We start from the raw sequence: 22,380 nt of genomic DNA on the forward strand, positions 1-22,380 counted from the left end.
AACTTAGTGCATAGCACACGATTTAAAACTAAAGAGGTGAAAACTGTGATTTCTAAACCAGATAAAAACAAACTCCGCCAAAAACGCCACCGTCGCGTTCGCGGAAAACTCTCTGGAACTGCTGATCGCCCACGTTTGAACGTATTTCGTTCTAATACAGGCATCTACGCTCAAGTGATTGATGACGTAGCGGGTGTAACGCTCGCAAGTGCTTCAACTCTTGACAAAGAAGTTTCAAAAGGAACTAAAACTGAACAAGCCGTTGCTGTCGGTAAACTCGTTGCAGAACGTGCAAACGCTAAAGGTATTTCAGAAGTGGTGTTCGACCGCGGTGGATATCTATATCACGGACGTGTGAAAGCTTTGGCTGATGCAGCTCGTGAAAACGGATTGAAATTCTAATAGGAGGACACTAGAAAATGGCATTTAAAGACAATGCAGTTGAATTAGAAGAACGCGTAGTTGCTGTCAACCGTGTTACGAAAGTTGTTAAAGGTGGACGTCGTCTTCGTTTCGCAGCTCTTGTTGTTGTTGGTGACCACAACGGTCGCGTAGGATTTGGTACTGGTAAAGCTCAAGAAGTTCCAGAAGCAATCCGCAAAGCAGTAGAAGATGCTAAGAAAAACTTGATTGAAGTTCCTATGGTTGGAACAACAATCCCACACGAAGTTCTTTCAGAATTCGGTGGAGCTAAAGTATTGTTGAAACCTGCTGTAGAAGGTTCTGGAGTTGCCGCTGGTGGTGCAGTTCGTGCCGTTGTGGAATTGGCAGGTGTGGCAGATATTACATCTAAATCACTTGGCTCTAACACTCCAATCAACATTGTTCGCGCAACTGTTGAAGGTTTGAAACAATTGAAACGCGCTGAAGAAGTTGCTGCCCTTCGTGGTATCTCAGTTTCTGATTTGGCATAAGAAAGGGGATAAAATGGCTCAAATTAAAATTACTTTGACTAAGTCTCCAATCGGACGCATTCCATCACAACGTAAAACTGTTGTAGCACTTGGACTTGGCAAATTGAACAGCTCTGTTATCAAAGAAGACAACGCTGCTATCCGTGGTATGATCACTGCAGTATCTCACTTGGTAACAGTTGAAGAAGTAAACTAATGAATTTTTAGGGGATGTGGCAATACTCATCCCCTAAAACTAGGTATAGTCATCTAAGATGACCATGTATAGGCGAGTTGATAAGGGAGACAACCTTTTCTCTCTTATCGGCGCTAGCATTTTACAAAAGAGGAGAAAATAATAATGAAACTTCATGAATTGAAACCTGCAGAAGGTTCTCGTAAAGTACGTAACCGTGTTGGTCGTGGTACTTCATCAGGTAACGGTAAAACATCTGGTCGCGGTCAAAAAGGTCAAAAAGCTCGTAGCGGTGGCGGAGTTCGCCTTGGTTTTGAAGGTGGACAAACTCCATTGTTCCGTCGTCTTCCAAAACGTGGATTCACTAACATCAACGCTAAAGAATACGCAATTGTAAACCTTGACCAATTGAACGTCTTTGAAGACGGTGCAGAAGTAACTCCAGTTGTGCTTATCGAAGCAGGAATTGTGAAAGCTGAAAAATCAGGAGTTAAAATTCTTGGTAACGGTGAGTTGACTAAGAAATTGACTGTGAAAGCAGCTAAATTCTCTAAATCAGCTGAGGAAGCTATCACTGCTAAAGGTGGTTCTGTAGAAGTCATCTAAGAGAGGTGACCCATGTTTTTTAAATTACTAAAAGAAGCGCTCAAGGTTAAACAAGTTCGATCAAAAATTCTCTTTACAATTTTTATCATTCTTGTTTTCCGTATTGGGACAAGTATCACTGTTCCAGGTGTGAATGCAAAAAGTTTAGAAGCTCTCAGTGGTTTATCTTTCTTGAACATGCTTAGTCTTGTTTCAGGGAATGCCATGAAGAACTTCTCCGTTTTCGCACTCGGAGTAAGTCCGTATATCACTGCTTCCATCGTTGTTCAATTGCTACAAATGGATATTTTACCGAAGTTTGTAGAATGGGGCAAACAAGGGGAAGTAGGACGGAGAAAACTAAACCAGGCTACTCGTTACATTGCACTTGTGCTTGCATTTGTTCAATCTATCGGGATTACAGCAGGATTTAATACTCTATCTGGGGCGAAATTATTAACGACAGCTTTAACTCCACAAGTCTTTGTTACCATTGGTATTATCCTCACAGCAGGTAGTATGATTGTAACTTGGCTCGGGGAACAAATTACAGATAAGGGATACGGAAATGGTGTTTCTATGATCATCTTTGCAGGTATTGTTGCTTCAATTCCTGAGATGATTAAAGGCATCTATGTTGACTACTTCGTCAATATTCCAAGTAGCCGTTTGACTTCATCTATTATCTTTGTCGTTATTTTGATTATCGCTGTCTTGTTGATTGTATACTTTACAACCTTTGTTCAACAGGCAGAATATAAAATTCCAATCCAATATACAAAAGTTGCTCAAGGAGCCCCATCAAGCTCATACCTTCCTTTGAAGGTAAACCCAGCGGGGGTTATCCCAGTTATCTTTGCAAGTTCCATCACAGCAGCACCTGCAGCCATTCTTCAATTTTTGAGTGCTACAGGTCATGATTGGGCTTGGGTACGTACAGCACAGGAAATGTTATCTACAACATCTCCAACAGGTGTTGCCATGTATGCCTTGTTGATCATTCTCTTTACATTCTTCTATACATTTGTACAGATCAATCCAGAGAAAGCAGCAGAAAACTTGCAAAAGAGTGGAGCCTACATTCATGGTGTCCGTCCTGGTAAGGGTACTGAAGAATTCATGTCGAAACTTCTTCGTCGCCTTGCGACTGTCGGATCAATCTTCCTTGGTGTGATTTCAATCTTGCCGATTGTGGCAAAAGATGTCTTTGGTCTTTCAGAAGCTGTTGCTTTTGGGGGAACTAGTCTTTTGATCATTATCTCAACTGGTATCGAAGGAATCAAACAGCTAGAAGGTTACCTATTGAAACGTAAGTATGTTGGTTTCATGGACAAAACAGAATAAAAGCAAGATTACTTTTGCTTAGAGAGTGGAGTATGAAGGTCTATCTATCAGAGAGATTTTCGTCTCCCCTCTTCTATTTTGTTTTTAAATAGGGGTTGAAACGAATTTCTGCTTCTATTTAAATACAAAATAAGGAGATCCTATCATGAATCTTTTGATTATGGGCTTACCTGGAGCAGGTAAGGGAACGCAAGCAGCTAAAATTGTGGAGCAATTCCACGTGGCACACATTTCAACTGGAGATATGTTCCGTGCTGCTATGGCTAATCAAACTGAAATGGGTGTACTTGCCAAGTCATATATTGACAAAGGTGAGTTGGTTCCGGATGAAGTTACAAATGGAATTGTTAAAGAACGCCTTTCTCAGGACGACATCAAAGAAACAGGTTTCTTGTTGGATGGTTACCCACGTACGATTGAACAAGCTCATGCCTTGGACAAAACATTGGCGGAACTTGGTATCGAACTAGAAGGCGTGATCAATATCGAAGTGAACCCAGATTGTCTCTTGGAACGTTTGAGTGGTCGTATCATCCACCGCGAAACAGGTGAAACCTTCCACAAAGTTTTCAACCCACCAGTTGACTATAAAGAGGAAGATTATTACCAACGTGAAGATGATAAACCTGAGACAGTGAAGCGTCGTTTGGATGTGAATATCGCCCAAGGTGAACCAATCATTGCTCACTACCGTGCCAAAGGATTGGTCCACGATATCGAAGGAAATCAAGATATCAATGATGTGTTCAAAGACATCGAAAAAGTATTGACAAATTTGAAATAAAGCGTTTTTCACACTTGCAAAAAATCGCTACAAATGTTATACTGAGATAGTCTGACTTATAATTGTTGTCTCTGTTTTCAGAGGCATCGAATCGAAATTTATGGAGGTGCTTTTGCGTGGCAAAAGACGATGTGATTGAAGTTGAAGGCAAAGTAGTCGATACAATGCCTAACGCAATGTTTACGGTTGAACTTGAAAATGGACATCAGATTTTAGCAACAGTTTCTGGTAAAATTCGTAAAAACTATATTCGTATTTTAGCGGGAGATCGTGTTACTGTCGAGATGAGTCCATATGACTTGACACGTGGACGTATCACTTACCGCTTTAAATAATCGAAAAACTTGGAGGGATAAGAAATGAAAGTAAGACCATCGGTCAAACCAATTTGCGAATACTGTAAAGTAATTCGTCGTAATGGTCGTGTTATGGTAATTTGCCCAGCAAATCCAAAACACAAACAACGTCAAGGATAAGATAGAAAGGAGAAAACATGGCTCGTATTGCTGGAGTTGACATTCCAAATGACAAACGCGTAGTAATCTCATTGACTTACGTTTATGGTATCGGACTTGCAACATCTAAGAAAATTTTGGCTGCTGCTGGAATCTCAGAAGATGTTCGTGTACGTGACCTTACATCAGATCAAGAAGATGCTATCCGTCGTGAAGTGGATGCAATCAAAGTTGAAGGTGACCTTCGTCGTGAAGTAAACTTGAACATCAAACGTTTGATGGAAATCGGTTCTTACCGTGGTATTCGTCACCGTCGTGGACTTCCTGTCCGTGGACAAAACACTAAAAACAACGCTCGCACTCGTAAAGGTAAAGCTGTTGCGATCGCTGGTAAGAAAAAATAATATAGGAGGTAAAAGTCTTGGCTAAACCAACACGTAAACGTCGTGTGAAAAAGAATATCGAATCTGGTATTGCTCATATTCACGCTACATTTAATAACACTATTGTTATGATTACTGATGTGCATGGTAATGCAATTGCTTGGTCATCAGCTGGTGCTCTTGGTTTCAAAGGTTCTCGTAAATCTACACCATTCGCTGCTCAAATGGCTTCTGAAGCTGCTGCTAAATCTGCACAAGAACACGGTCTTAAATCAGTTGAAGTTACTGTAAAAGGTCCAGGTTCTGGTCGTGAGTCAGCTATTCGTGCGCTTGCTGCCGCTGGTCTTGAAGTAACAGCAATTCGTGATGTGACTCCAGTGCCACACAATGGTGCTCGTCCTCCAAAACGTCGCCGTGTATAATCATCGCATTACACTGCTTTTCGTTTAAGAGGGAGTAACTAAATGATTGAGTTTGAAAAACCAAATATAACAAAAATTGATGAAAATAAAGATTATGGCAAGTTTGTAATCGAACCACTTGAACGTGGTTACGGTACAACTCTTGGTAACTCTCTTCGTCGTGTACTACTAGCTTCTCTACCAGGAGCAGCAGTGACATCTATCAACATTGAAGGTGTCTTGCATGAGTTCGACACAGTCCCAGGTGTTCGTGAAGACGTGATGCAAATCATTCTGAACATTAAAGGGATTGCAGTGAAATCATACGTTGAAGACGAAAAAATCATTGAACTTGACGTTGAAGGTCCCGCTGAAATTACAGCTGGAGACATTTTGACTGACAGTGATATTGAGATTGTAAATCCAGATCATTATCTCTTTACAATCGGTGAAGGTTCTTCTCTAAAAGCGACAATGACTGTTAACAGTGGTCGTGGATATGTACCTGCTGATGAAAACAAAAAAGATAATGCACCAGTTGGAACACTTGCTGTAGATTCTATTTATACACCAGTTACAAAAGTCAACTATCAAGTTGAACCTGCTCGTGTAGGTAGCAATGATGGATTTGACAAATTAACCCTTGAAATCTTGACTAATGGAACAATTATTCCAGAAGATGCTTTAGGGCTTTCAGCACGTATCTTGACAGAACATCTTGATTTGTTTACAAATCTTACTGAGATTGCTAAGTCAACTGAAGTGATGAAAGAAGCTGATACTGAATCTGACGATCGTATTTTGGATCGTACGATTGAGGAACTGGACTTGTCTGTGCGTTCATACAACTGTTTGAAACGTGCCGGTATCAACACTGTGCATGATTTGACAGAAAAATCTGAAGCAGAGATGATGAAAGTACGAAATCTTGGACGCAAGAGTTTGGAAGAAGTGAAACTCAAACTCATTGACTTGGGTCTTGGATTAAAAGATAAATAAAGGAGGAATACATGGCTTACCGTAAACTAGGACGCACTAGCTCACAACGTAAAGCAATGCTTCGCGATTTGACAACTGACCTTTTGATCAACGAATCAATCGTGACAACTGAAGCTCGTGCTAAAGAAATCCGTAAAACTGTTGAAAAAATGATTACTCTAGGTAAACGTGGTGATTTGCATGCACGTCGTCAAGCAGCTGCTTTCGTACGTAATGAAATCGCATCTGAAAACTATGATGAAGCAACTGATAAGTACACTTCTACTACAGCACTTCAAAAATTGTTCTCAGAAATCGCACCTCGTTATGCTGAACGTAACGGTGGATACACTCGTATCCTTAAAACTGAACCACGTCGTGGTGATGCTGCGCCAATGGCGATCATCGAATTAGTATAAAATCATCAATTTTGTTGAGTGTTATGATGATGGAGTCTTGTGCTCTTAGTCTAGCTCTGGTCTACCGCTGGGACTTATGTCCTAGCGGGAACACTCATCATCATTTGATAGGGTAGACGCTTGTTTACGAAATTGTTTTTTTCTTAAGAACAATTTCGTAAGCAGGCGTTTTTTAGTATTTTCTATGGAAATATGCTATACTAGGAAAAAAGAAAATCAAAAACGTTCAGGTTTTCTAAAAATCGTAGAAATGGGGTATAAGGATGAAGGCTATTATTACAGTGGTTGGTAAGGACAAGGCTGGGATCGTTGCAGGCGTGTCTACTAAGATTGCAGAGTTGGGTTTGAATATTGACGATATTTCTCAGACGGTGTTGGATGAATATTTTACTATGATGGCGGTCGTTTCTAGTGACGAAAAACAGGATTTCACTTATCTACGAAATGAGTTTGAAACTTTCGGTCAGACCTTGAATGTCAAAATCAATATTCAAAGTGCGGCGATTTTTGACGCTATGTATAATATCTAGGAGGTGGCTATGGATATTAGACAAGTTACAGAAACCATTGCCATGATCGAGGAGCAGAACTTCGATATCAGAACCATCACCATGGGGATTTCCCTTTTGGACTGTATTGATCCAGATATCAATCATGCTGCTGAAAAGATTTACCAAAAAATTACCACTAAAGCTGCAAATCTAGTGGCTGTAGGAGATGAAATTGCTGCAGAACTTGGGATTCCTATTGTTAATAAACGGGTATCGGTGACTCCGATTTCTTTAATTGGTGCTGCGACTGATGCGACAGACTATCTTGTTTTGGCAAAGGCTCTTGACAAGGCTGCCAAGGAGATCGGTGTTGATTTTATTGGTGGATTCTCTGCCTTGGTACAAAAGGGTTATCAAAAAGGTGATGAAATTCTCATCAATTCTATCCCGCGCGCTCTAGCTGAGACAGACAAGGTTTGTTCGTCTGTTAACATTGGCTCGACCAAGTCAGGTATCAACATGACTGCGGTCGCTGATATGGGGCGTATCATCAAGGAAACAGCTGCGCTATCAGATATGGGTGCGGCCAAGTTGGTCGTATTTGCTAATGCTGTTGAGGACAATCCTTTTATGGCAGGGGCTTTCCATGGTGTTGGGGAAGCAGATGTTATCATCAATGTTGGTGTTTCAGGTCCTGGTGTTGTCAAACGCGCCTTGGAGAAAGTTCGTGGTCAGAGTTTTGATGTTGTAGCTGAGACGGTCAAGAAAACAGCCTTTAAGATTACTCGTATTGGTCAGCTAGTCGGTCAAATGGCCAGCGAGAGACTGGGTGTTGACTTTGGGATTGTCGACCTAAGCTTGGCACCAACTCCTGCAGTTGGCGATTCTGTGGCTCGTGTCCTTGAGGAAATGGGCCTAGAAACAGTTGGTACGCATGGGACGACGGCTGCCCTCGCTCTTTTGAATGACCAAGTTAAGAAGGGCGGAGTGATGGCTTGTAACCAAGTCGGTGGCTTGTCAGGTGCTTTTATCCCCGTTTCTGAAGATGAGGGGATGATTGGTGCGGTACAAGATGGCTCTCTGAATTTAGAGAAACTAGAAGCCATGACGGCTATCTGTTCTGTTGGGCTGGATATGATTGCCATTCCGGAAGATACGCCTGCTGAAACCATTGCAGCTATGATTGCGGATGAGGCGGCAATTGGTGTCATTAACATGAAAACAACGGCCGTCCGTATTATTCCAAAGGGCAAAGAAGGCGATATGATTGAGTTTGGAGGCTTGCTAGGGACAGCTCCAGTTATGAAGGTCAACGGGGCTTCGTCTGTTGATTTCATCTCTCGCGGTGGGCAAATCCCAGCTCCAATCCATAGTTTTAAAAATTAATAAAAAAGCGAGAGGATTTAAGTTGAGTTTAAGGATGACTGTGTATACTATAATCATTAAATAAAGACCTCCTAACTTTATTTAATAGAAATCCTAAACTTTTTCATAATAATCTCCTAGGGAAGCTACCATGAGGGTAGCTTTTCTTTTGGATAATTTACAAATGTTGGCTTTGCTTTTGAAAGCCGAATATTTCTTTGATCCATGATATAATAGAAGAAAATGGAGGATAGAAAATGTCTAAAGTAAGATTGTATTTGGTCCGTCATGGGAAAACGATGTTTAACACCATTGGACGTGCTCAAGGATGGAGTGATACACCTCTGACTGCAGAAGGTGAGTTGGGAATCCATGAACTGGGAATTGGCTTGAGAGAGTCTGGCTTGCAGTTTGACCGCGCTTATTCCAGTGATTCAGGTCGCACTATTCAAACCATGGGAATTATCCTAGAAGAACTTGGACTACAGGGGAAAATCCCTTACCGCATGGACAAGCGCATCAGAGAGTGGTGCTTTGGTAGTTTTGATGGGGCCTATGATGGGGACCTCTTTATGGGATTGATTCCGAGAATTTTCAATGTAGACCATGTTCATCAGTTGTCCTATGCAGAACTAGCAGAAGGTTTGGTAGAGGTTGATACTGCAGGCTGGGCTGAAGGTTGGGAAAAACTCAGTGGTCGAATCAAGGAAGGCTTTGAAGCGATTGCTAAAGAAATGGAAGAACAAGGTGGGGGTAATGCCCTCGTTGTGAGCCATGGAATGACGATTGGTACCATTGTTTATCTGATCAATGGCATGCATCCGCATGGTCTGGATAATGGTAGCGTGACGATTCTTGAATATGAGGACGGTCAGTTTAGCGTAGAAGTTGTTGGTGACCGTAGCTATCGAGAGCTCGGACGTAAGAAGATGGAAGAAAATTCTATTTAATCAGTAAATACGTTCATCAGAACTTCGGGTCATGTATTGTGATAAGAGATTAGAAAAACAGCCTAGGATCATCCTTTCGGCTGTTTTTGATAGGGAAAAATTAGAGTGTAATGTTATTGCTTTTAGAGATTTTCATGAATAATAGTAAGGAAGCGACTGTTAGGATAGATAAAATCGTGGATAAAGCTGCGGCTACACCATAATTTCCTCTGAGAACCTCTGTATAGATTGCTACGGTCATAGTTTTTGTTTTGGAATTATATAGCAGGATAGAAGTAGAGAGTTCTGAAATCATTGTTACCCATGATAGAATAGATCCAGAAATAATACCGGGTAACATCATTGGAACAGTGATTTTACTGAAAGTATTGAGACGGCTACTTCCTAAACTCTCAGCGGCTTCTTCAATGCTAGGTGTTATTTGTTGCAAGCTAGCAACAGATGAGCGGATTGTATAAGGGAGTCTTCGGACAGATAAGGAGATAATCAATATAAAGGCTGTTCCTGTAATCATCAGAAATCCGCTTCCAAAAAGACCAGTATTGAATGAAGAAATGAAGGCAATACCTAGAACAGTTCCTGGCACAATATAAGGTACCATACTAAGGCTATCAATTAAGTTTGTAAACAAATTTCGTTTTCTAACAGCTAGGTAGGAGATAACCGTTGCAAATAAAACAACAAGAATTAAAGCAATCAAAGGAATGCGAATCGTATTAAAAATAGCAGATCCCATACGATTGAAGGCAATTTTGTAACTATTTAGAGAATAGCCTTTGACAAATACCATACCTGATGTTTTTAGGAAAGAGGTATAAATCAAGTAGACTTGAGGTAGAACAGAGAACAAGATAATTCCGTAGACTGTTGCATAAATAGCAGCCATTTTTCCTTTTGTAGTTTTTTTCGGCTCAATTGGATGGAGCGAATTCATGCTGAAACTATAGCGATTTGAAATATATTTTTGGATGAGGAAGATTGTTAAAGCAATGATAATCGCCATGATTGCTAAAGCAGATGCAAATGCAGAATTTCCGCCAACCTCACTAATGAATTGATTATAAATTAAAACAGGGAAAGTCCGATATCCTTCACCAATTAACATAGGAGTTCCGAAGTCGGAGAATGCTCTCATAAATACAAGTAGCGTAGCAGCAAGTAAAGTTGGAACTAAAAGAGGCAAAACAACTGTTACCATACGTTTGAATCCGATTACCCCCATACTTTCAGCGGCTTCAAGAAGGGAATGGTCAATCCTTTTCATTGCTCCAGCCACGTATAGAAAAACTAATGGGAATAGCTGAAGTGTAAACACAAGTACAATTCCTTTGAAGCCATAAATATCAAAAGCAGGCAAATGGAGTGTGTTGGTTAGAAATTTTGTAATAACTCCGTTTCTACCAAGAAGTAGAATCCAAGAATAGGCACCTACAAAGGGAGCTGACATGGATGCTATGATAATCAATATCTGTAAAAATTTCTTTCCTTTGAAGTCATATATAGAAAAGAGGTAAGCTAATAAAGTCCCTAAAACTAGGGAAGTTACAGTAGAAGTAATGGAGACGTTAAAACTGTTTACTAGTGTCTCAGAGTAATAGGATTTACTAAAGAAATCTTCAAAATTAGCGAGTGAGAATTGACCTTCATGTATGAGTGCTTGCTTGAGTACAATAATAATTGGATAAACAAGAAAAATAAGATAGGTAAGAAAGATGAAGAATGAGGAGGCTGTCCAAATATTTAGTTTTTTACCTTTCATAGCCAACTCCTGTAATAAGATTTTGGGAACCATCTGCAGAAAAGACATTTAACTTTTGAGTATTGATTCGTAGACGAATTCGATCCCCTTTTTGAAGATCTTCTTCAAAAGTTGATTCTTCGCTGACCTGTATTTTTGAAGAAAATGCAGTCTCTACAAAATATTCAGTGGTGAGTCCAAGATAAACACTATCGGAAATGATTCCTTCAATATCTCCAGATTCATCTTTGATAAACTCTTCGGGACGGATACTCACAAGAACAGCTTGTTCCTTAGCTTGATCAAGAGCTGGCATAGGGAGGGCATAGCCATCTGAGAAGACGATATAAGCACTGTCGCTCTTTTTTTGTAGTTTGGCTGGGATGAGATTTGTGCGTCCAATAAAGGTTGCCACAAACTCATTAGCTGGTTTATGATAGAGTTCTTTTGGTCGTCCGACTTGTTGGATGATCCCATCTTTCATAACGGCAATCTGGTCTGAAATAGCCATCGCTTCTTCTTGATCGTGGGTCACATATACAGTTGTAATTCCCACTTCGTGTTGAATTTCTCGAATAACTTGGCGCATATCTAAGCGAAGTTTCGCATCCAGGTTACTAAGTGGCTCGTCCATGAGGAGAACACTTGGATTAACAGCTAATGCACGTGCTAAGGCGACACGTTGTTGTTGTCCACCACTGAGTTTATCGGGCTTTCGATCTGCGTATTGATTAATTTGCATTAGTTCCAGATATTTATTAGTTTGTTGAACTAATTCATCTTTTGGAACCTTTTTTTGTTTAAGACCAAAAGCAACATTATCTCGGACAGTCAAATGTGGGAAAATAGCGTAGTTTTGGAAAACCATGCCGATGTTGCGTTTGCTGGGTTCTATATTATTTATTTTAGTATCATCGAAGTAAAATTCTCCGCCTTCAATACTGTTGAAGCCTGCAATCATTCGAAGAAGGGTCGTTTTTCCACAACCTGAAGGTCCAAGAATGGTGAAAAGACTTCCTTTTGGAATCGTAACGTTTAAATTCTCAATGACAGGAATGTCGTGGTAGATTTTTTTTGCGTTAATAATTTTGATCTCACTCATAGTGAACCTCTTTTACTGTTTCGATTGAATATTAGTGAAAATATCATTGTACTTTTTAAGAATAGCTGATTTATTTTGGATGACATAATCTGAATCTTCAGTAGCGATATTGATTTCTGTCATTGCTTTCATATTTTTATTGATTTTAGCATTTTTTCGAATGGGTCTAATGGTTGTTTCAGTTCCTAGTTTATCCTGAATGTCTTGAGAAAGAAGGAAATCGATAAATTTTTTAGCGTTTTCCATGTGTTTGGCATTTTTGATAATAGCTGCGTTACCAGGCAAAAAGACGGTTCCTTCTTTTGGATAAATGACTTTTACATCAACGCCATCGTTTAAGAGTTTCAATGCAGGATCTTCATAGGTGAGTCCGACAGCCATTTCTCCGTCAGCGACTGATTTGTAGACATTTGAAGAACTAGAAGCAATTTTCCCATCTACTAAGCTAAATAGATTTTTCACATATGTCCAAGCTTGCTCATTTTCATAGCCCCCTTGATCCACAAGCATGTTTGTTAATTGAGCAAAGGCACTAGAAGAATTACTTGGATCAGCAGTAGCGATTTTTCCTTTTAATTTGGGATTGAGTAAATCATTGTAGCCTTCAATTTTAATGTCTTTTGTAAGAGCTGAATTGGCAATGATGACACTGACGTCAAGTGTATAAGGGGTGTAGAATCCGGTTTTATTTTGATATTCAGGGATAATGTGGTCGTTTTCTTGGGAAGTATACGGCTCAAAGAGCTTTTCGTTAGAAGAGAAGAGTGCGTAGGAACCTCCGAAAATGACATCGGCTACAGGAGCTTCTTTCTCAGCCTCAGCTTTCTTGAATAATTCACCAGTACTAGCTTGGACTAAATCAACCTTGATACCATATTTTTCTTCGAAAGCTGGGATTGTTTCTTCAATAAGATCTTCAGGGTTAGGCGAATAAACAACTAAAGTCTTATCCGTATCATTTTCAATGCTAGTTTCAGCTTCTGTTGTTGAAGAACATCCTGACAAAAGTAGAAATATCCAGCTGAAATAGAGAAGTGATAGTGTTTTTTTCATAATTTTTCTCCTTTTTTACGAACATTATTCTCTGTTTGTTTACCTAATGTTTTCAATTACAGAGTTCTACATCATATAATAAAAACCTTAAAGAAATCTAAAACGAGAAATATGAGTTAAAGAAGTTAGGGGAAGTAGCTACAAGAGACAAATAATCAATAGAAGTTAGCTCCGATTAGGAGCTAATTTTTTTCCTGTTAAATAAGTTGGATTTGCGACTCAGTATTTCTTGTTATCCAAGTCTAAAAGAACATTTCTCGTCTTTCAAATTCCCCCAAAAATGGTATAATAGTAACATCACAAAATTGGAGAGAGACCATGAGTTTTTACAATCATAAAGAAATTGAGCCTAAGTGGCAGGGCTACTGGGCAGAACATCATACATTTAAGACAGGAACAGATGCATCAAAACCGAAGTTTTATGCTCTCGACATGTTCCCATATCCTTCAGGAGCTGGATTGCACGTAGGACACCCAGAAGGCTACACAGCGACTGATATCCTTAGCCGTTACAAACGTGCCCAAGGTTACAATGTCCTTCACCCAATGGGTTGGGATGCCTTTGGTTTGCCAGCTGAGCAATACGCTATGGATACGGGGAATGACCCAGCAGAATTTACAGCAGAAAACATTGCCAACTTCAAACGTCAAATCAATGCGCTTGGATTCTCTTACGACTGGGACCGTGAAGTCAACACAACAGATCCAAACTACTACAAATGGACTCAGTGGATCTTCACCAAGCTTTACGAAAAAGGCTTGGCCTATGAAGCCGAAGTACCAGTAAACTGGGTAGAAGAATTGGGAACAGCTATCGCCAACGAAGAAGTCCTTCCTGACGGAACTTCTGAGCGTGGTGGCTATCCTGTTGTCCGCAAACCGATGCGTCAATGGATGCTTAAAATCACGGCCTATGCAGAGCGCTTGCTTAATGACTTGGATGAGTTGGATTGGCCAGAGTCTATCAAGGACATGCAACGCAACTGGATTGGGAAATCAACTGGTGCCAATGTCACCTTTAAAGTGAAAGGGATTGACAAGGAATTCACCGTCTTTACCACTCGTCCTGATACTCTTTTCGGTGCGACCTTCACTGTCTTGGCTCCTGAGCATGACTTGGTTGATGCGATTACAAGTCCAGAACAAGCTGATGCAGTTGCGGACTACAAACACCAAACTAGTCTCAAGTCTGACTTGGCTCGTACCGATCTTGCCAAGGAAAAAACAGGGGTTTGGACGGGCGCTTATGCCATCAACCCTGTCAATGGCAAAGAAATCCCAATCTGGATTGCCGACTATGTTCTTGCTAGCTATGGTACAGGTGCGGTAATGGCTGTTCCTGCCCACGACCAACGTGACTGGGAATTTGCCAAACAATTTGACCTTCCAATCGTAGAAGTGCTTGAAGGTGGAAATGTAGCAGACGCTGCCTACACAGAAGATGGTCTTCATGTCAATTCAGACTTCCTTGATGGACTGAACAAAGAAGACGCTATTGCTAAGATTGTGGCTTGGTTGGAAGAGAAAGGTTGCGGTCAAGAGAAGGTTACCTACCGTCTCCGCGACTGGCTCTTTAGCCGTCAACGTTACTGGGGTGAGCCAATCCCAATCATTCATTGGGAAGATGGGACTTCAACAGCTGTTCCTGAAAGTGAATTGCCACTTGTCTTGCCAGTCACCAAGGATATCCGCCCTTCAGGTACTGGGGAAAGCCCATTGGCTAACTTGACCGACTGGCTTGAAGTGACGCGTGAAGATGGTGTTAAAGGTCGTCGTGAAACCAACACCATGCCACAATGGGCTGGTTCAAGTTGGTACTACCTCCGCTATATCGATCCACACAATACTGAGAAATTGGCTGATGAGGACCTCCTCAAACAATGGTTGCCAGTAGATATCTACGTAGGTGGTGCGGAGCATGCCGTTCTTCACTTGCTTTACGCTCGTTTCTGGCACAAATTCCTCTATGACCTCGGTGTTGTTCCAACTAAAGAACCATTCCAAAAACTCTTTAACCAAGGGATGATTTTGGGAACAAGCTACCGTGACCACCGTGGAGCTCTTGTAGCGACTGACAAGGTTGAAAAACGTGACGGTTCTTTCTTCCATGTGGAAACAGGAGAAGAACTGGAGCAAGCACCTGCTAAGATGTCTAAATCGCTCAAGAACGTTGTTAACCCAGACGATGTGGTGGAACAATATGGTGCCGATACCCTTCGTGTTTATGAAATGTTCATGGGGCCACTCGATGCTTCCATCGCTTGGTCAGAAGAAGGTCTGGAAGGAAGCCGTAAATTCCTTGACCGTGTTTACCGTTTGATCACAAGTAAAGAAATTGTTGCGGAAAACAATGGTGCTCTTGACAAGGTTTACAATGAAACCGTTAAAGCTGTAACTGAGCAAATCGAATCCATGAAATTCAACACAGCTATTGCCCAACTCATGGTCTTTGTCAACGCTGCTAACAAGGAAGACAAACTCTATGTGGACTACGCCAAAGGCTTTATCCAATTGATTGCCCCATTTGCACCTCACTTGGCAGAAGAACTTTGGCAAACAGTTACAGCAACAGGTGAATCCATCTCTTACGTGGCTTGGCCAACTTGGGACGAAAGTAAATTGGTTGAAGACGAAATCGAAATCGTCATCCAAATCAAAGGAAAAGTCCGTGCCAAACTCATGGTCGCTAAAGACCTGTCACGCGAAGAATTGCAAGAAATTGCTCTGGCTGACGAAAAAGTCAAAGCGGACATTGACGGCAAGGAAATCGTGAAGGTGATTAGTGTACCAAATAAATTGGTTAATATTGTTGTGAAATAACGAGTTTATTAGCTCTATCTGCCACCTTCAATAGTACACTGGACTATTGAAGCCAACCAAACTTGTTAATATCGTTATTAAATAAGAAATGAATCCTTCAGAGTAGAATCTGAAGGATTTTTTGAATTTTTTCATGAAAGTATGATATACTATGTGCAATTATAAAGTTTGAAAAGTGAATCAAGGAGAAAACGATGCCAGTAAACGAATATGGTCAGATGATTGGTGAGTCAATGGAAGGTTATACTCCAGGAGAATTGCCTTCCATTGATTTCTTAGAAGGGCGCTACGCTCGGATAGAGGCTCTTTCGGTGGAAAAGCATGCGGAGGATTTATTAGCTGTTTATGGTCCAGATACTCCTCGGGAGATGTGGACCTACCTCTTTCAGGAGCCGGTGGCAGATATGGAGGAACTGGTTACCGTCTTAAATCAGATGTTGGCTCGTAAGGACCGTTTTTACTATGCGATTATAGACAAGGCAACTGGTAAGGCTTTGGGGACTTTTTCTCTCATGCGTATTGACCAGAATAACCGAGTAATAGAAGTGGGTGCCGTCACTTTTTCTCCAGAATTAAGGGGAACACGTATAGGGACAGAGGCTCAATATCTCCTAGCTCGCTATGTTTTTGAGGAGCTTAACTATCGTCGCTATGAGTGGAAATGCGATGCTCTAAATCTGCCATCCAGACGAGCAGCAGAACGTTTGGGCTTTGTCTATGAAGGAACCTTCCGCCAGGCAGTCATTTATAAGGGGCGTACGAGGGATACGGATTGGCTCTCTATGATTGATAAGGACTGGCCTCAAGTTAAAGCTCGTTTGGAAGCATGGCTGGCTCCCGAAAACTTTGATAAAGATGGACGGCAGTACAAGAGCTTGAGAGAACTCTAAGAGGTGATGACATGATTAGCGTGAGAAAGCAAGAAGTTGTCAAGTTAGAAGATGTTTTGCATCTCTATCAGGCAGTTGGATGGACAAATTATACACATCAACCCCAAATGCTGGAGCAGGCCTTGTCTCACTCATTAGCGATTTATATGGCACTTGATGGCGATGCTGTTGTGGGCTTGGTTCGTTTGGTCGGAGATGGTTTTTCATCGGTTTTTGTCCAGGATTTGATTGTTTTGCCTAGCTATCAGCGTCAAGGGATTGGCGGCGCCTTGATGAAAGAGGCTTTAGGGGATTTCAAAGATGCCTATCAAGTTCAACTGGTGACAGACCAAACAGAGAAAACCTTGGGATTTTATCGTTCCTTGGGCTTTAAAACCTTATCTACTTTTGATTGTACAGGGATGATTTGGCTAGATCGAAAAAAATAAAAATAATTATTTTTTATTAAGTAAAGTTTAAGTCTCCTCGTGTATTATATAGTTATTAGATAAAGACCTCCTAATACTCTTCGAAAATCTCACCAGCCTTCGTTAGAGTAGACTTAGCTAACTATCGTTATGCTTGCGTCTATCTGCCTAGTCTGATTTCGATTTTCATTGAGTACCCTTTATTTAATGAAATCCCAAACTTTTCTTTTTCATCATAATCTCCTAAAGAAGCCACCCAATCAGGTGGCTTTTTTGTTGCTTGAAAAAGAAAATTTCATTTGGAAAAAAATTTAAAAAAATAATAAATCAGAGAAAAAGTTAAGTTAGTTTTAAGTTTTATCTTGTATTATATAATCATTAAATAAAGACCTCCTAACTTTATTTAATGAAATCCTAAACTTTTCTTTTTCATAATAATCTCCCTAAAGAGGCCACCCAATCAGGTGGCTTTTTTGTTTGTGGCTTGGATTTTTGATATAATAGAGCCATGAGTAGAATTTTAGATAATGAGATCATGGGGGATGAGGAGTTGGTAGAACGTACCCTCCGTCCCCAGTATTTACGTGAATATATCGGGCAGGATAAGGTCAAGGACCAGCTGCAAATCTTTATCGAAGCTGCCAAAATGCGGGATGAAGCGCTGGACCATGTGCTCTTATTTGGGCCTCCAGGTTTGGGGAAAACGACCATGGCCTTTGTCATTGCCAATGAACTGGGAGTCAATCTCAAGCAAACGTCTGGTCCTGTCATTGAAAAAGCGGGTGATCTGGTAGCCATTTTGAATGATTTGGAACCTGGAGACGTCCTTTTTATTGACGAGATTCATCGCTTGCCCATGTCGGTGGAAGAGGTGCTTTATAGTGCCATGGAAGACTTCTACATTGATATCATGATTGGTGCTGGTGAAGGCAGTCGCAGTGTTCATTTGGACTTGCCACCATTCACCTTGATTGGGGCTACGACACGTGCGGGGATGCTCTCAAATCCTCTGCGGGCACGTTTTGGGATTACAGGTCATATGGAATACTATGCCCACGCTGACTTGACAGAGATTGTTGAGCGGACAGCAGATATTTTTGAGATGGAAATCACCCATGAGGCAGCTTCGGAGTTGGCCTTACGCAGTCGAGGAACTCCTCGTATCGCTAATCGTCTCCTCAAGCGCGTGCGTGACTTTGCGCAGATTATGGGCGATGGCTTGATTGATGATGTCATTACGGATAAGGCCTTGACTATGCTGGATGTAGACCATGAAGGTTTGGACTATGTGGACCAGAAAATCCTTCGTACCATGATTGAGATGTACGGTGGTGGTCCTGTCGGTTTAGGTACTCTCTCCGTTAATATTGCCGAGGAGCGTGAGACGGTTGAAGACATGTACGAACCTTACCTCATCCAAAAAGGTTTTATCATGCGGACAAGGTCTGGACGGGTGGCGACTGCTAAGGCATATGAGCATTTAGGTTATGAATACAATGAAAAATGAGCAAGAAATTCTAGATGCTTTCAGAGAAAATCTGGATATGATGACTATTCTGACCATCATTCGTGATCTTGATCTGAAAGATTCGTGGTTGGCGGCAGGTTCTGTCAGGAATTTCATCTGGAATCTCTTGTCTGATAAATCGCCTTTTGATAGTGAGACGGATGTGGATGTGATTTTCTTTGATCCAGATATTTCTTATGAGGAAACAGTATCCATAGAGAAAAAACTGAGAGAAGATTTTCCTCAGTATCAGTGGGAGTTGAAAAATCAGGTCTATATGCATCAGCACAGTCCCCACACTGCGCCTTACACGAGTTCTCGTGATGCTATGAGTAAGTATCCTGAACGCTGTACGGCGATAGGCCTTCGCTTGCATGCCGACGCAACTTTAGAGATCTTTGCGCCTTATGGTTTAGAGGATATTTTGAACTTTCAGATTTCCCCAACTCCTCATTTTTTAGAGAATGAAGACCGAATGAAGCTCTATCAAGAACGCTTGTCCAAGAAAAATTGGCAAGAAAAATGGAAAAATCTGACTTTCTCAAAAAACTTAAGAAAAATTTAAGTTAGGGACGGTATACTAGGTTCATAAGTTAAGAGGAACTTAACTTAAACTCCTAAAACTTTTTCATAATAATCTCCCTATAAAACTAAGTCGCCCAATCAGGCGGCTTATTTTTTGTCTTTACGGAGAGCTAATAACTTAGCAATAGAAGAAAATAGGGAAATATGGTATAATGAAACGATAGATTTTTGAATAGGAATAAGAACATGTTTGGATTTTTTAAGAAAGATAAAGCTGTAGAAGTCGAGGTTCCAACACAGGTTCCTGCTCATATTGGCATCATCATGGATGGGAATGGTCGTTGGGCTAAAAAACGGATGCAACCACGGGTTTTTGGTCATAAAGCAGGGATGGAAGCCCTCCAAAAAGTGACCAAGGCAGCTAACAAGATGGGAGTTAAGGTCATCACGGTTTATGCCTTTTCAACGGAAAATTGGACGCGTCCAGATCAAGAAGTCAAGTTTATCATGAACTTGCCAGTCGAATTTTATGATAACTACGTCCCTGAATTGCACGCAAATAACGTTAAGATTCAGATGATTGGGGAGACAGACCGTCTGCCTAAGCCGACTTTTGAAGCTTTGAAAAAAGCAGAGGAGTTGACTAAGAACAATACGGGCTTGATTCTCAATTTTGCGCTTAACTATGGTGGTCGTGCTGAAATTACGCAGGCTCTTAAGGGCTTGGCTCAAGATGTTCTAGATGCTAAAATAAACCCTGGTGACATCACAGAAGATATGATTGGGGACTATCTTTTTACGCAACACCTGCCAAAGGATTTGCGGGATCCTGATTTGATTATCCGTACGAGTGGTGAGTTGCGTTTGAGTAATTTCTTGCCATGGCAAGCAGCCTATAGCGAGCTTTACTTTACAGATACCTTGTGGCCTGATTTTGATGAAGCTGCCTTGCAGGAAGCTATTGCTGCTTTTAACCATCGCAATCGCCGTTTTGGAGGAGTTTAGGAGAAGATATGACCAAGGATTTACAAAAGAGAACATTGTTTGCGGTATTGGCCCTGGCAATTTTCCTTCCAGTCTTGTTTGCAGGAGGGCTCTTGTTGCAGATAGGGATTGGATTGTTAGCGATGCTAGGCGTCCATGAACTCTTGCACATGAAGGGGCTAAAGACTATGACCATTGAGGGCGCTTTGACTCTTTTTGCGACCTTCGCTCTCACAGTTCCTTTAGAAAATTACCTAACTTTTTTGCCTGTTGATGGGAATGTGGTTGCCTACAGTGTTTTGATTACCATAATGCTAGGGACGACCGTTTTCAGTAAAAACTATACGATTGAAGATGCCGCTTTTCCAATTGCTGTGAGTTTTTATGTTGGTTTTGGCTTCAATGCCTTACTAGATGCTCGGGTGGCAGGTTTTGACAAGGTACTTTTGGCCCTTTTTATCGTCTGGGGGACAGATAGCGCAGCCTACCTGACAGGGATGAATTTTGGTAAACATAAATTGGCGCCGAGAGTTTCTCCTAATAAGAGTATTGAGGGCTTTGTCGGTGGTATTCTAGGTGCGGTACTGATAACAGTGGTTTTCATGTTAGTGGACAGCACAGTTGCTCTTCCTTATGGGATTTATAGAATGAGTCTCTTTGCTGCCTTCTTCAGTGTGGCAGGTCAGTTTGGTGACTTGATTGAGAGTGCCATGAAACGCCATTTCGGTGTTAAGGATTCTGGAAAATTTATCCCTGGACATGGCGGTGTGTTGGATCGCTTTGACAGCATGCTGATTGTGTTTCCAATGATGCACTTATTTGGCCTGTTTTAAAGAAAGGAATATTGAATGATTGGATTGCTAACCTTTATCCTCGTTTTTGGGATTATTGTGGTGGTGCATGAGTTTGGACATTTTTATTTTGCCAAGAAATCGGGCATTCTAGTTCGTGAATTTGCCATTGGTATGGGGCCCAAGATTTTTTCCCATATCGGTAAGGATGGCACTGCTTATACCATTCGAATCCTTCCTCTAGGAGGCTATGTTCGTATGGCAGGCTGGGGTGATGATGCGACAGAAATCAAGACAGGAACTCCAGTCAGTTTAACACTTGCCGATGATGGTAAGGTCAAACGGATCAACCTCTCAGGGAAGAAGTTGGATCAAACGTCTCTTCCTATGCAGGTAACTCAGTTTGACTTTGAAGACAAGCTCTTCATTAAAGGCTTGGTCTTGGAAGAAGAAAAGACCTTTGCAGTGGATCATGATGCAACGGTGGTTGAAGAAGACGGAACCGAAGTGCGCATTGCTCCTCTGGATGTACAGTATCAAAATGCTTCTATCTGGGGTAAGCTCATCACCAACTTTGCAGGTCCCATGAATAACTTTATCTTAGGTGTTGTTGTTTTTTGGATCTTGATCTTTTTGCAGGGCGGTGTTAGAGATACTCAGACCAATCTCTTTCATGTCATGCCAGAAGGAGCTTTGGCTAAGGTGGGCGTAGCTGAGACAGCTCAAATCACCAAGGTCGGCTCGCATGAGGTTAAGAATTGGCAAGACTTGACCCAGGCTGTGGAAGCAGATACCAAGGACAAGACAGCCCCGACCTTAGATGTGACCATTTCTGAAAATGGTAGCGAAAAACAAGTCACGGTGACTCCAGAAGAGAATCAAGGACGTTATATTCTTGGGGTTCAACCGGTAGTCAAGTCAGACTTTCTATCCATGTTTGTTGGTGGATTTACAACTGCAGCTGACTCAGGACTTCGTATCCTTTCGGCTTTGAAAAACTTGATTTTCCATCCAGATTTGAACAAACTCGGCGGACCCGTTGCCATTTTTAAGGCAAGTAGCGATGCTGCTAAAAATGGTCTTGAGAATGTCCTCTATTTCCTAGCTATAATTTCCATCAATATCGGGATTTTTAACTTGATTCCTATCCCGGCTTTGGATGGTGGAAAGATTGTGCTCAATATCCTAGAGGCTATCCGCCGGAAACCCCTTAAACAAGAAATTGAAACCTATGTCACCATGGCTGGTGTAGTTATCATGGTTGTCTTGATGCTAGCTGTGACCTGGAATGACATTATGCGACTCTTCTTTTAGATAAT

General features: G+C 41.3%; 26 protein-coding genes. 23 read left to right on the forward strand and 3 right to left on the reverse strand.

Features of this window, described 5'->3' with window-relative positions; translation table 11 throughout:
- Positions 1-45 precede the first annotated feature (45 nt).
- The 15 genes from rplR to ACORHV_RS01035 all read left to right on the forward strand — a co-directional run bounded on the left by rplR (position 46) and on the right by ACORHV_RS01035 (position 9,244).
- Positions 46-402: a 50S ribosomal protein L18 gene (rplR, locus tag ACORHV_RS00965; RefSeq protein WP_000624044.1), complete on the forward strand. Its 357-nt coding sequence runs from the start codon at positions 46-48 to the stop codon at positions 400-402.
- Between the two features lie 17 nt (positions 403-419).
- Positions 420-914: a 30S ribosomal protein S5 gene (rpsE, locus tag ACORHV_RS00970; protein WP_000874204.1), complete on the forward strand. Its 495-nt coding sequence runs from the start codon at positions 420-422 to the stop codon at positions 912-914.
- Between the two features lie 13 nt (positions 915-927).
- Positions 928-1,110: a 50S ribosomal protein L30 gene (gene rpmD, locus ACORHV_RS00975; protein ID WP_000057241.1), complete on the forward strand. Its 183-nt coding sequence runs from the start codon at positions 928-930 to the stop codon at positions 1,108-1,110.
- A 144-nt stretch (positions 1,111-1,254) separates the two neighbouring features.
- Entirely contained in the window at positions 1,255-1,695 is a 441-nt protein-coding gene (rplO, locus tag ACORHV_RS00980) for a 50S ribosomal protein L15 (RefSeq protein ID WP_000766089.1), read from the forward strand.
- Between the two features lie 12 nt (positions 1,696-1,707).
- Complete coding sequence (secY, locus tag ACORHV_RS00985) at positions 1,708-3,018, forward strand: preprotein translocase subunit SecY (RefSeq protein ID WP_000465385.1); 1,311 nt, start codon at positions 1,708-1,710, stop codon at positions 3,016-3,018.
- A 145-nt stretch (positions 3,019-3,163) separates the two neighbouring features.
- Entirely contained in the window at positions 3,164-3,802 is a 639-nt protein-coding gene (locus tag ACORHV_RS00990) for an adenylate kinase (RefSeq protein WP_001050433.1), read from the forward strand.
- Positions 3,803-3,918: 116 nt separating this feature from the next.
- Positions 3,919-4,137: a translation initiation factor IF-1 gene (gene infA / locus ACORHV_RS00995; RefSeq protein WP_001029883.1), complete on the forward strand. Its 219-nt coding sequence runs from the start codon at positions 3,919-3,921 to the stop codon at positions 4,135-4,137.
- Positions 4,138-4,161: 24 nt separating this feature from the next.
- Positions 4,162-4,278, forward strand: a complete 117-nt coding sequence (gene rpmJ / locus ACORHV_RS01000; protein ID WP_001808836.1) for a 50S ribosomal protein L36 — start codon at positions 4,162-4,164, stop codon at positions 4,276-4,278.
- A 17-nt stretch (positions 4,279-4,295) separates the two neighbouring features.
- Positions 4,296-4,661 carry a 30S ribosomal protein S13 gene (gene rpsM / locus ACORHV_RS01005; protein WP_000090781.1) on the forward strand — a complete coding sequence of 122 codons (366 nt, stop codon included), beginning with the start codon at positions 4,296-4,298 and terminating at the stop codon, positions 4,659-4,661.
- A gap of 17 nt (positions 4,662-4,678) precedes the next feature.
- Positions 4,679-5,062: a 30S ribosomal protein S11 gene (rpsK, locus tag ACORHV_RS01010; RefSeq protein ID WP_001118385.1), complete on the forward strand. Its 384-nt coding sequence runs from the start codon at positions 4,679-4,681 to the stop codon at positions 5,060-5,062.
- Between the two features lie 42 nt (positions 5,063-5,104).
- Complete coding sequence (locus tag ACORHV_RS01015) at positions 5,105-6,040, forward strand: DNA-directed RNA polymerase subunit alpha (protein WP_000568993.1); 936 nt, start codon at positions 5,105-5,107, stop codon at positions 6,038-6,040.
- Positions 6,041-6,051: 11 nt separating this feature from the next.
- The gene (gene rplQ, locus ACORHV_RS01020; protein WP_000331493.1) at positions 6,052-6,438 is read left to right on the forward strand and encodes a 50S ribosomal protein L17; all 387 of its coding nucleotides are present in this window, start codon (positions 6,052-6,054) and stop codon (positions 6,436-6,438) included.
- A 263-nt stretch (positions 6,439-6,701) separates the two neighbouring features.
- A complete protein-coding gene (locus tag ACORHV_RS01025) occupies positions 6,702-6,968 on the forward strand; it encodes an ACT domain-containing protein (protein ID WP_000644111.1) in 267 nt (88 codons plus the stop codon).
- Between the two features lie 9 nt (positions 6,969-6,977).
- A complete protein-coding gene (locus ACORHV_RS01030; RefSeq protein WP_434398419.1) occupies positions 6,978-8,315 on the forward strand; it encodes a PFL family protein in 1,338 nt (445 codons plus the stop codon).
- A 236-nt stretch (positions 8,316-8,551) separates the two neighbouring features.
- On the forward strand, positions 8,552-9,244 hold the full coding sequence (locus ACORHV_RS01035; protein WP_434398421.1) for a histidine phosphatase family protein: 693 nt from the start codon (positions 8,552-8,554) through the stop codon (positions 9,242-9,244).
- 100 nt (positions 9,245-9,344) lie between these two features.
- On the opposite strand, the gene ACORHV_RS01040 is transcribed toward ACORHV_RS01035, so the two are convergent.
- Genes ACORHV_RS01040 through ACORHV_RS01050 form a run of 3 tightly spaced genes read right to left on the reverse strand, consistent with a single transcriptional unit; the run spans position 9,345 to position 13,137 of the window.
- Positions 9,345-11,003 (reverse strand): ABC transporter permease, encoded by a 1,659-nt coding sequence (locus tag ACORHV_RS01040; RefSeq protein WP_000676642.1) that lies wholly within the window; start codon positions 11,001-11,003, stop codon positions 9,345-9,347.
- Positions 10,993-12,084: an ABC transporter ATP-binding protein gene (locus tag ACORHV_RS01045; RefSeq protein ID WP_001289677.1), complete on the reverse strand. Its 1,092-nt coding sequence runs from the start codon at positions 12,082-12,084 to the stop codon at positions 10,993-10,995. Before ACORHV_RS01045 ends, ACORHV_RS01040 begins: the two co-directional genes overlap by 11 nt.
- Before the next feature lie 12 nt (positions 12,085-12,096).
- Positions 12,097-13,137, reverse strand: coding sequence for an ABC transporter substrate-binding protein (locus ACORHV_RS01050; RefSeq protein ID WP_000753272.1), 1,041 nt, complete (start codon positions 13,135-13,137; stop codon positions 12,097-12,099).
- A 318-nt stretch (positions 13,138-13,455) separates the two neighbouring features.
- Here ACORHV_RS01050 and leuS point away from each other — a divergent pair, with 318 nt between their 5' ends.
- The 8 genes from leuS to rseP all read left to right on the forward strand — a co-directional run bounded on the left by leuS (position 13,456) and on the right by rseP (position 22,375).
- A complete protein-coding gene (gene leuS, locus ACORHV_RS01055) occupies positions 13,456-15,957 on the forward strand; it encodes a leucine--tRNA ligase (RefSeq protein ID WP_000011730.1) in 2,502 nt (833 codons plus the stop codon).
- 194 nt (positions 15,958-16,151) lie between these two features.
- Positions 16,152-16,847, forward strand: coding sequence for a GNAT family N-acetyltransferase (locus ACORHV_RS01060; RefSeq protein ID WP_001144921.1), 696 nt, complete (start codon positions 16,152-16,154; stop codon positions 16,845-16,847).
- A gap of 11 nt (positions 16,848-16,858) precedes the next feature.
- A complete protein-coding gene (locus ACORHV_RS01065) occupies positions 16,859-17,275 on the forward strand; it encodes a GNAT family N-acetyltransferase (protein WP_000626622.1) in 417 nt (138 codons plus the stop codon).
- Between the two features lie 487 nt (positions 17,276-17,762).
- Positions 17,763-18,761, forward strand: a complete 999-nt coding sequence (ruvB, locus tag ACORHV_RS01070) for a Holliday junction branch migration DNA helicase RuvB (protein WP_083321214.1) — start codon at positions 17,763-17,765, stop codon at positions 18,759-18,761.
- Positions 18,742-19,326 (forward strand): nucleotidyltransferase family protein, encoded by a 585-nt coding sequence (locus tag ACORHV_RS01075; RefSeq protein WP_042902949.1) that lies wholly within the window; start codon positions 18,742-18,744, stop codon positions 19,324-19,326. The genes ruvB and ACORHV_RS01075 overlap by 20 nt, the downstream gene beginning before the upstream one ends.
- 206 nt (positions 19,327-19,532) lie before the next feature.
- A complete protein-coding gene (locus tag ACORHV_RS01080; protein ID WP_000466705.1) occupies positions 19,533-20,291 on the forward strand; it encodes an isoprenyl transferase in 759 nt (252 codons plus the stop codon).
- 8 nt (positions 20,292-20,299) lie between these two features.
- Positions 20,300-21,103, forward strand: coding sequence for a phosphatidate cytidylyltransferase (locus ACORHV_RS01085; RefSeq protein ID WP_042902948.1), 804 nt, complete (start codon positions 20,300-20,302; stop codon positions 21,101-21,103).
- Between the two features lie 15 nt (positions 21,104-21,118).
- Positions 21,119-22,375, forward strand: coding sequence for an RIP metalloprotease RseP (gene rseP / locus ACORHV_RS01090; protein WP_000579746.1), 1,257 nt, complete (start codon positions 21,119-21,121; stop codon positions 22,373-22,375).
- The last annotated feature ends 5 nt before the right edge of the window (positions 22,376-22,380 follow it).

Source organism: Streptococcus sp. KHUD_016 (genome assembly GCF_051106465.1).
Classification (GTDB): domain Bacteria; phylum Bacillota; class Bacilli; order Lactobacillales; family Streptococcaceae; genus Streptococcus.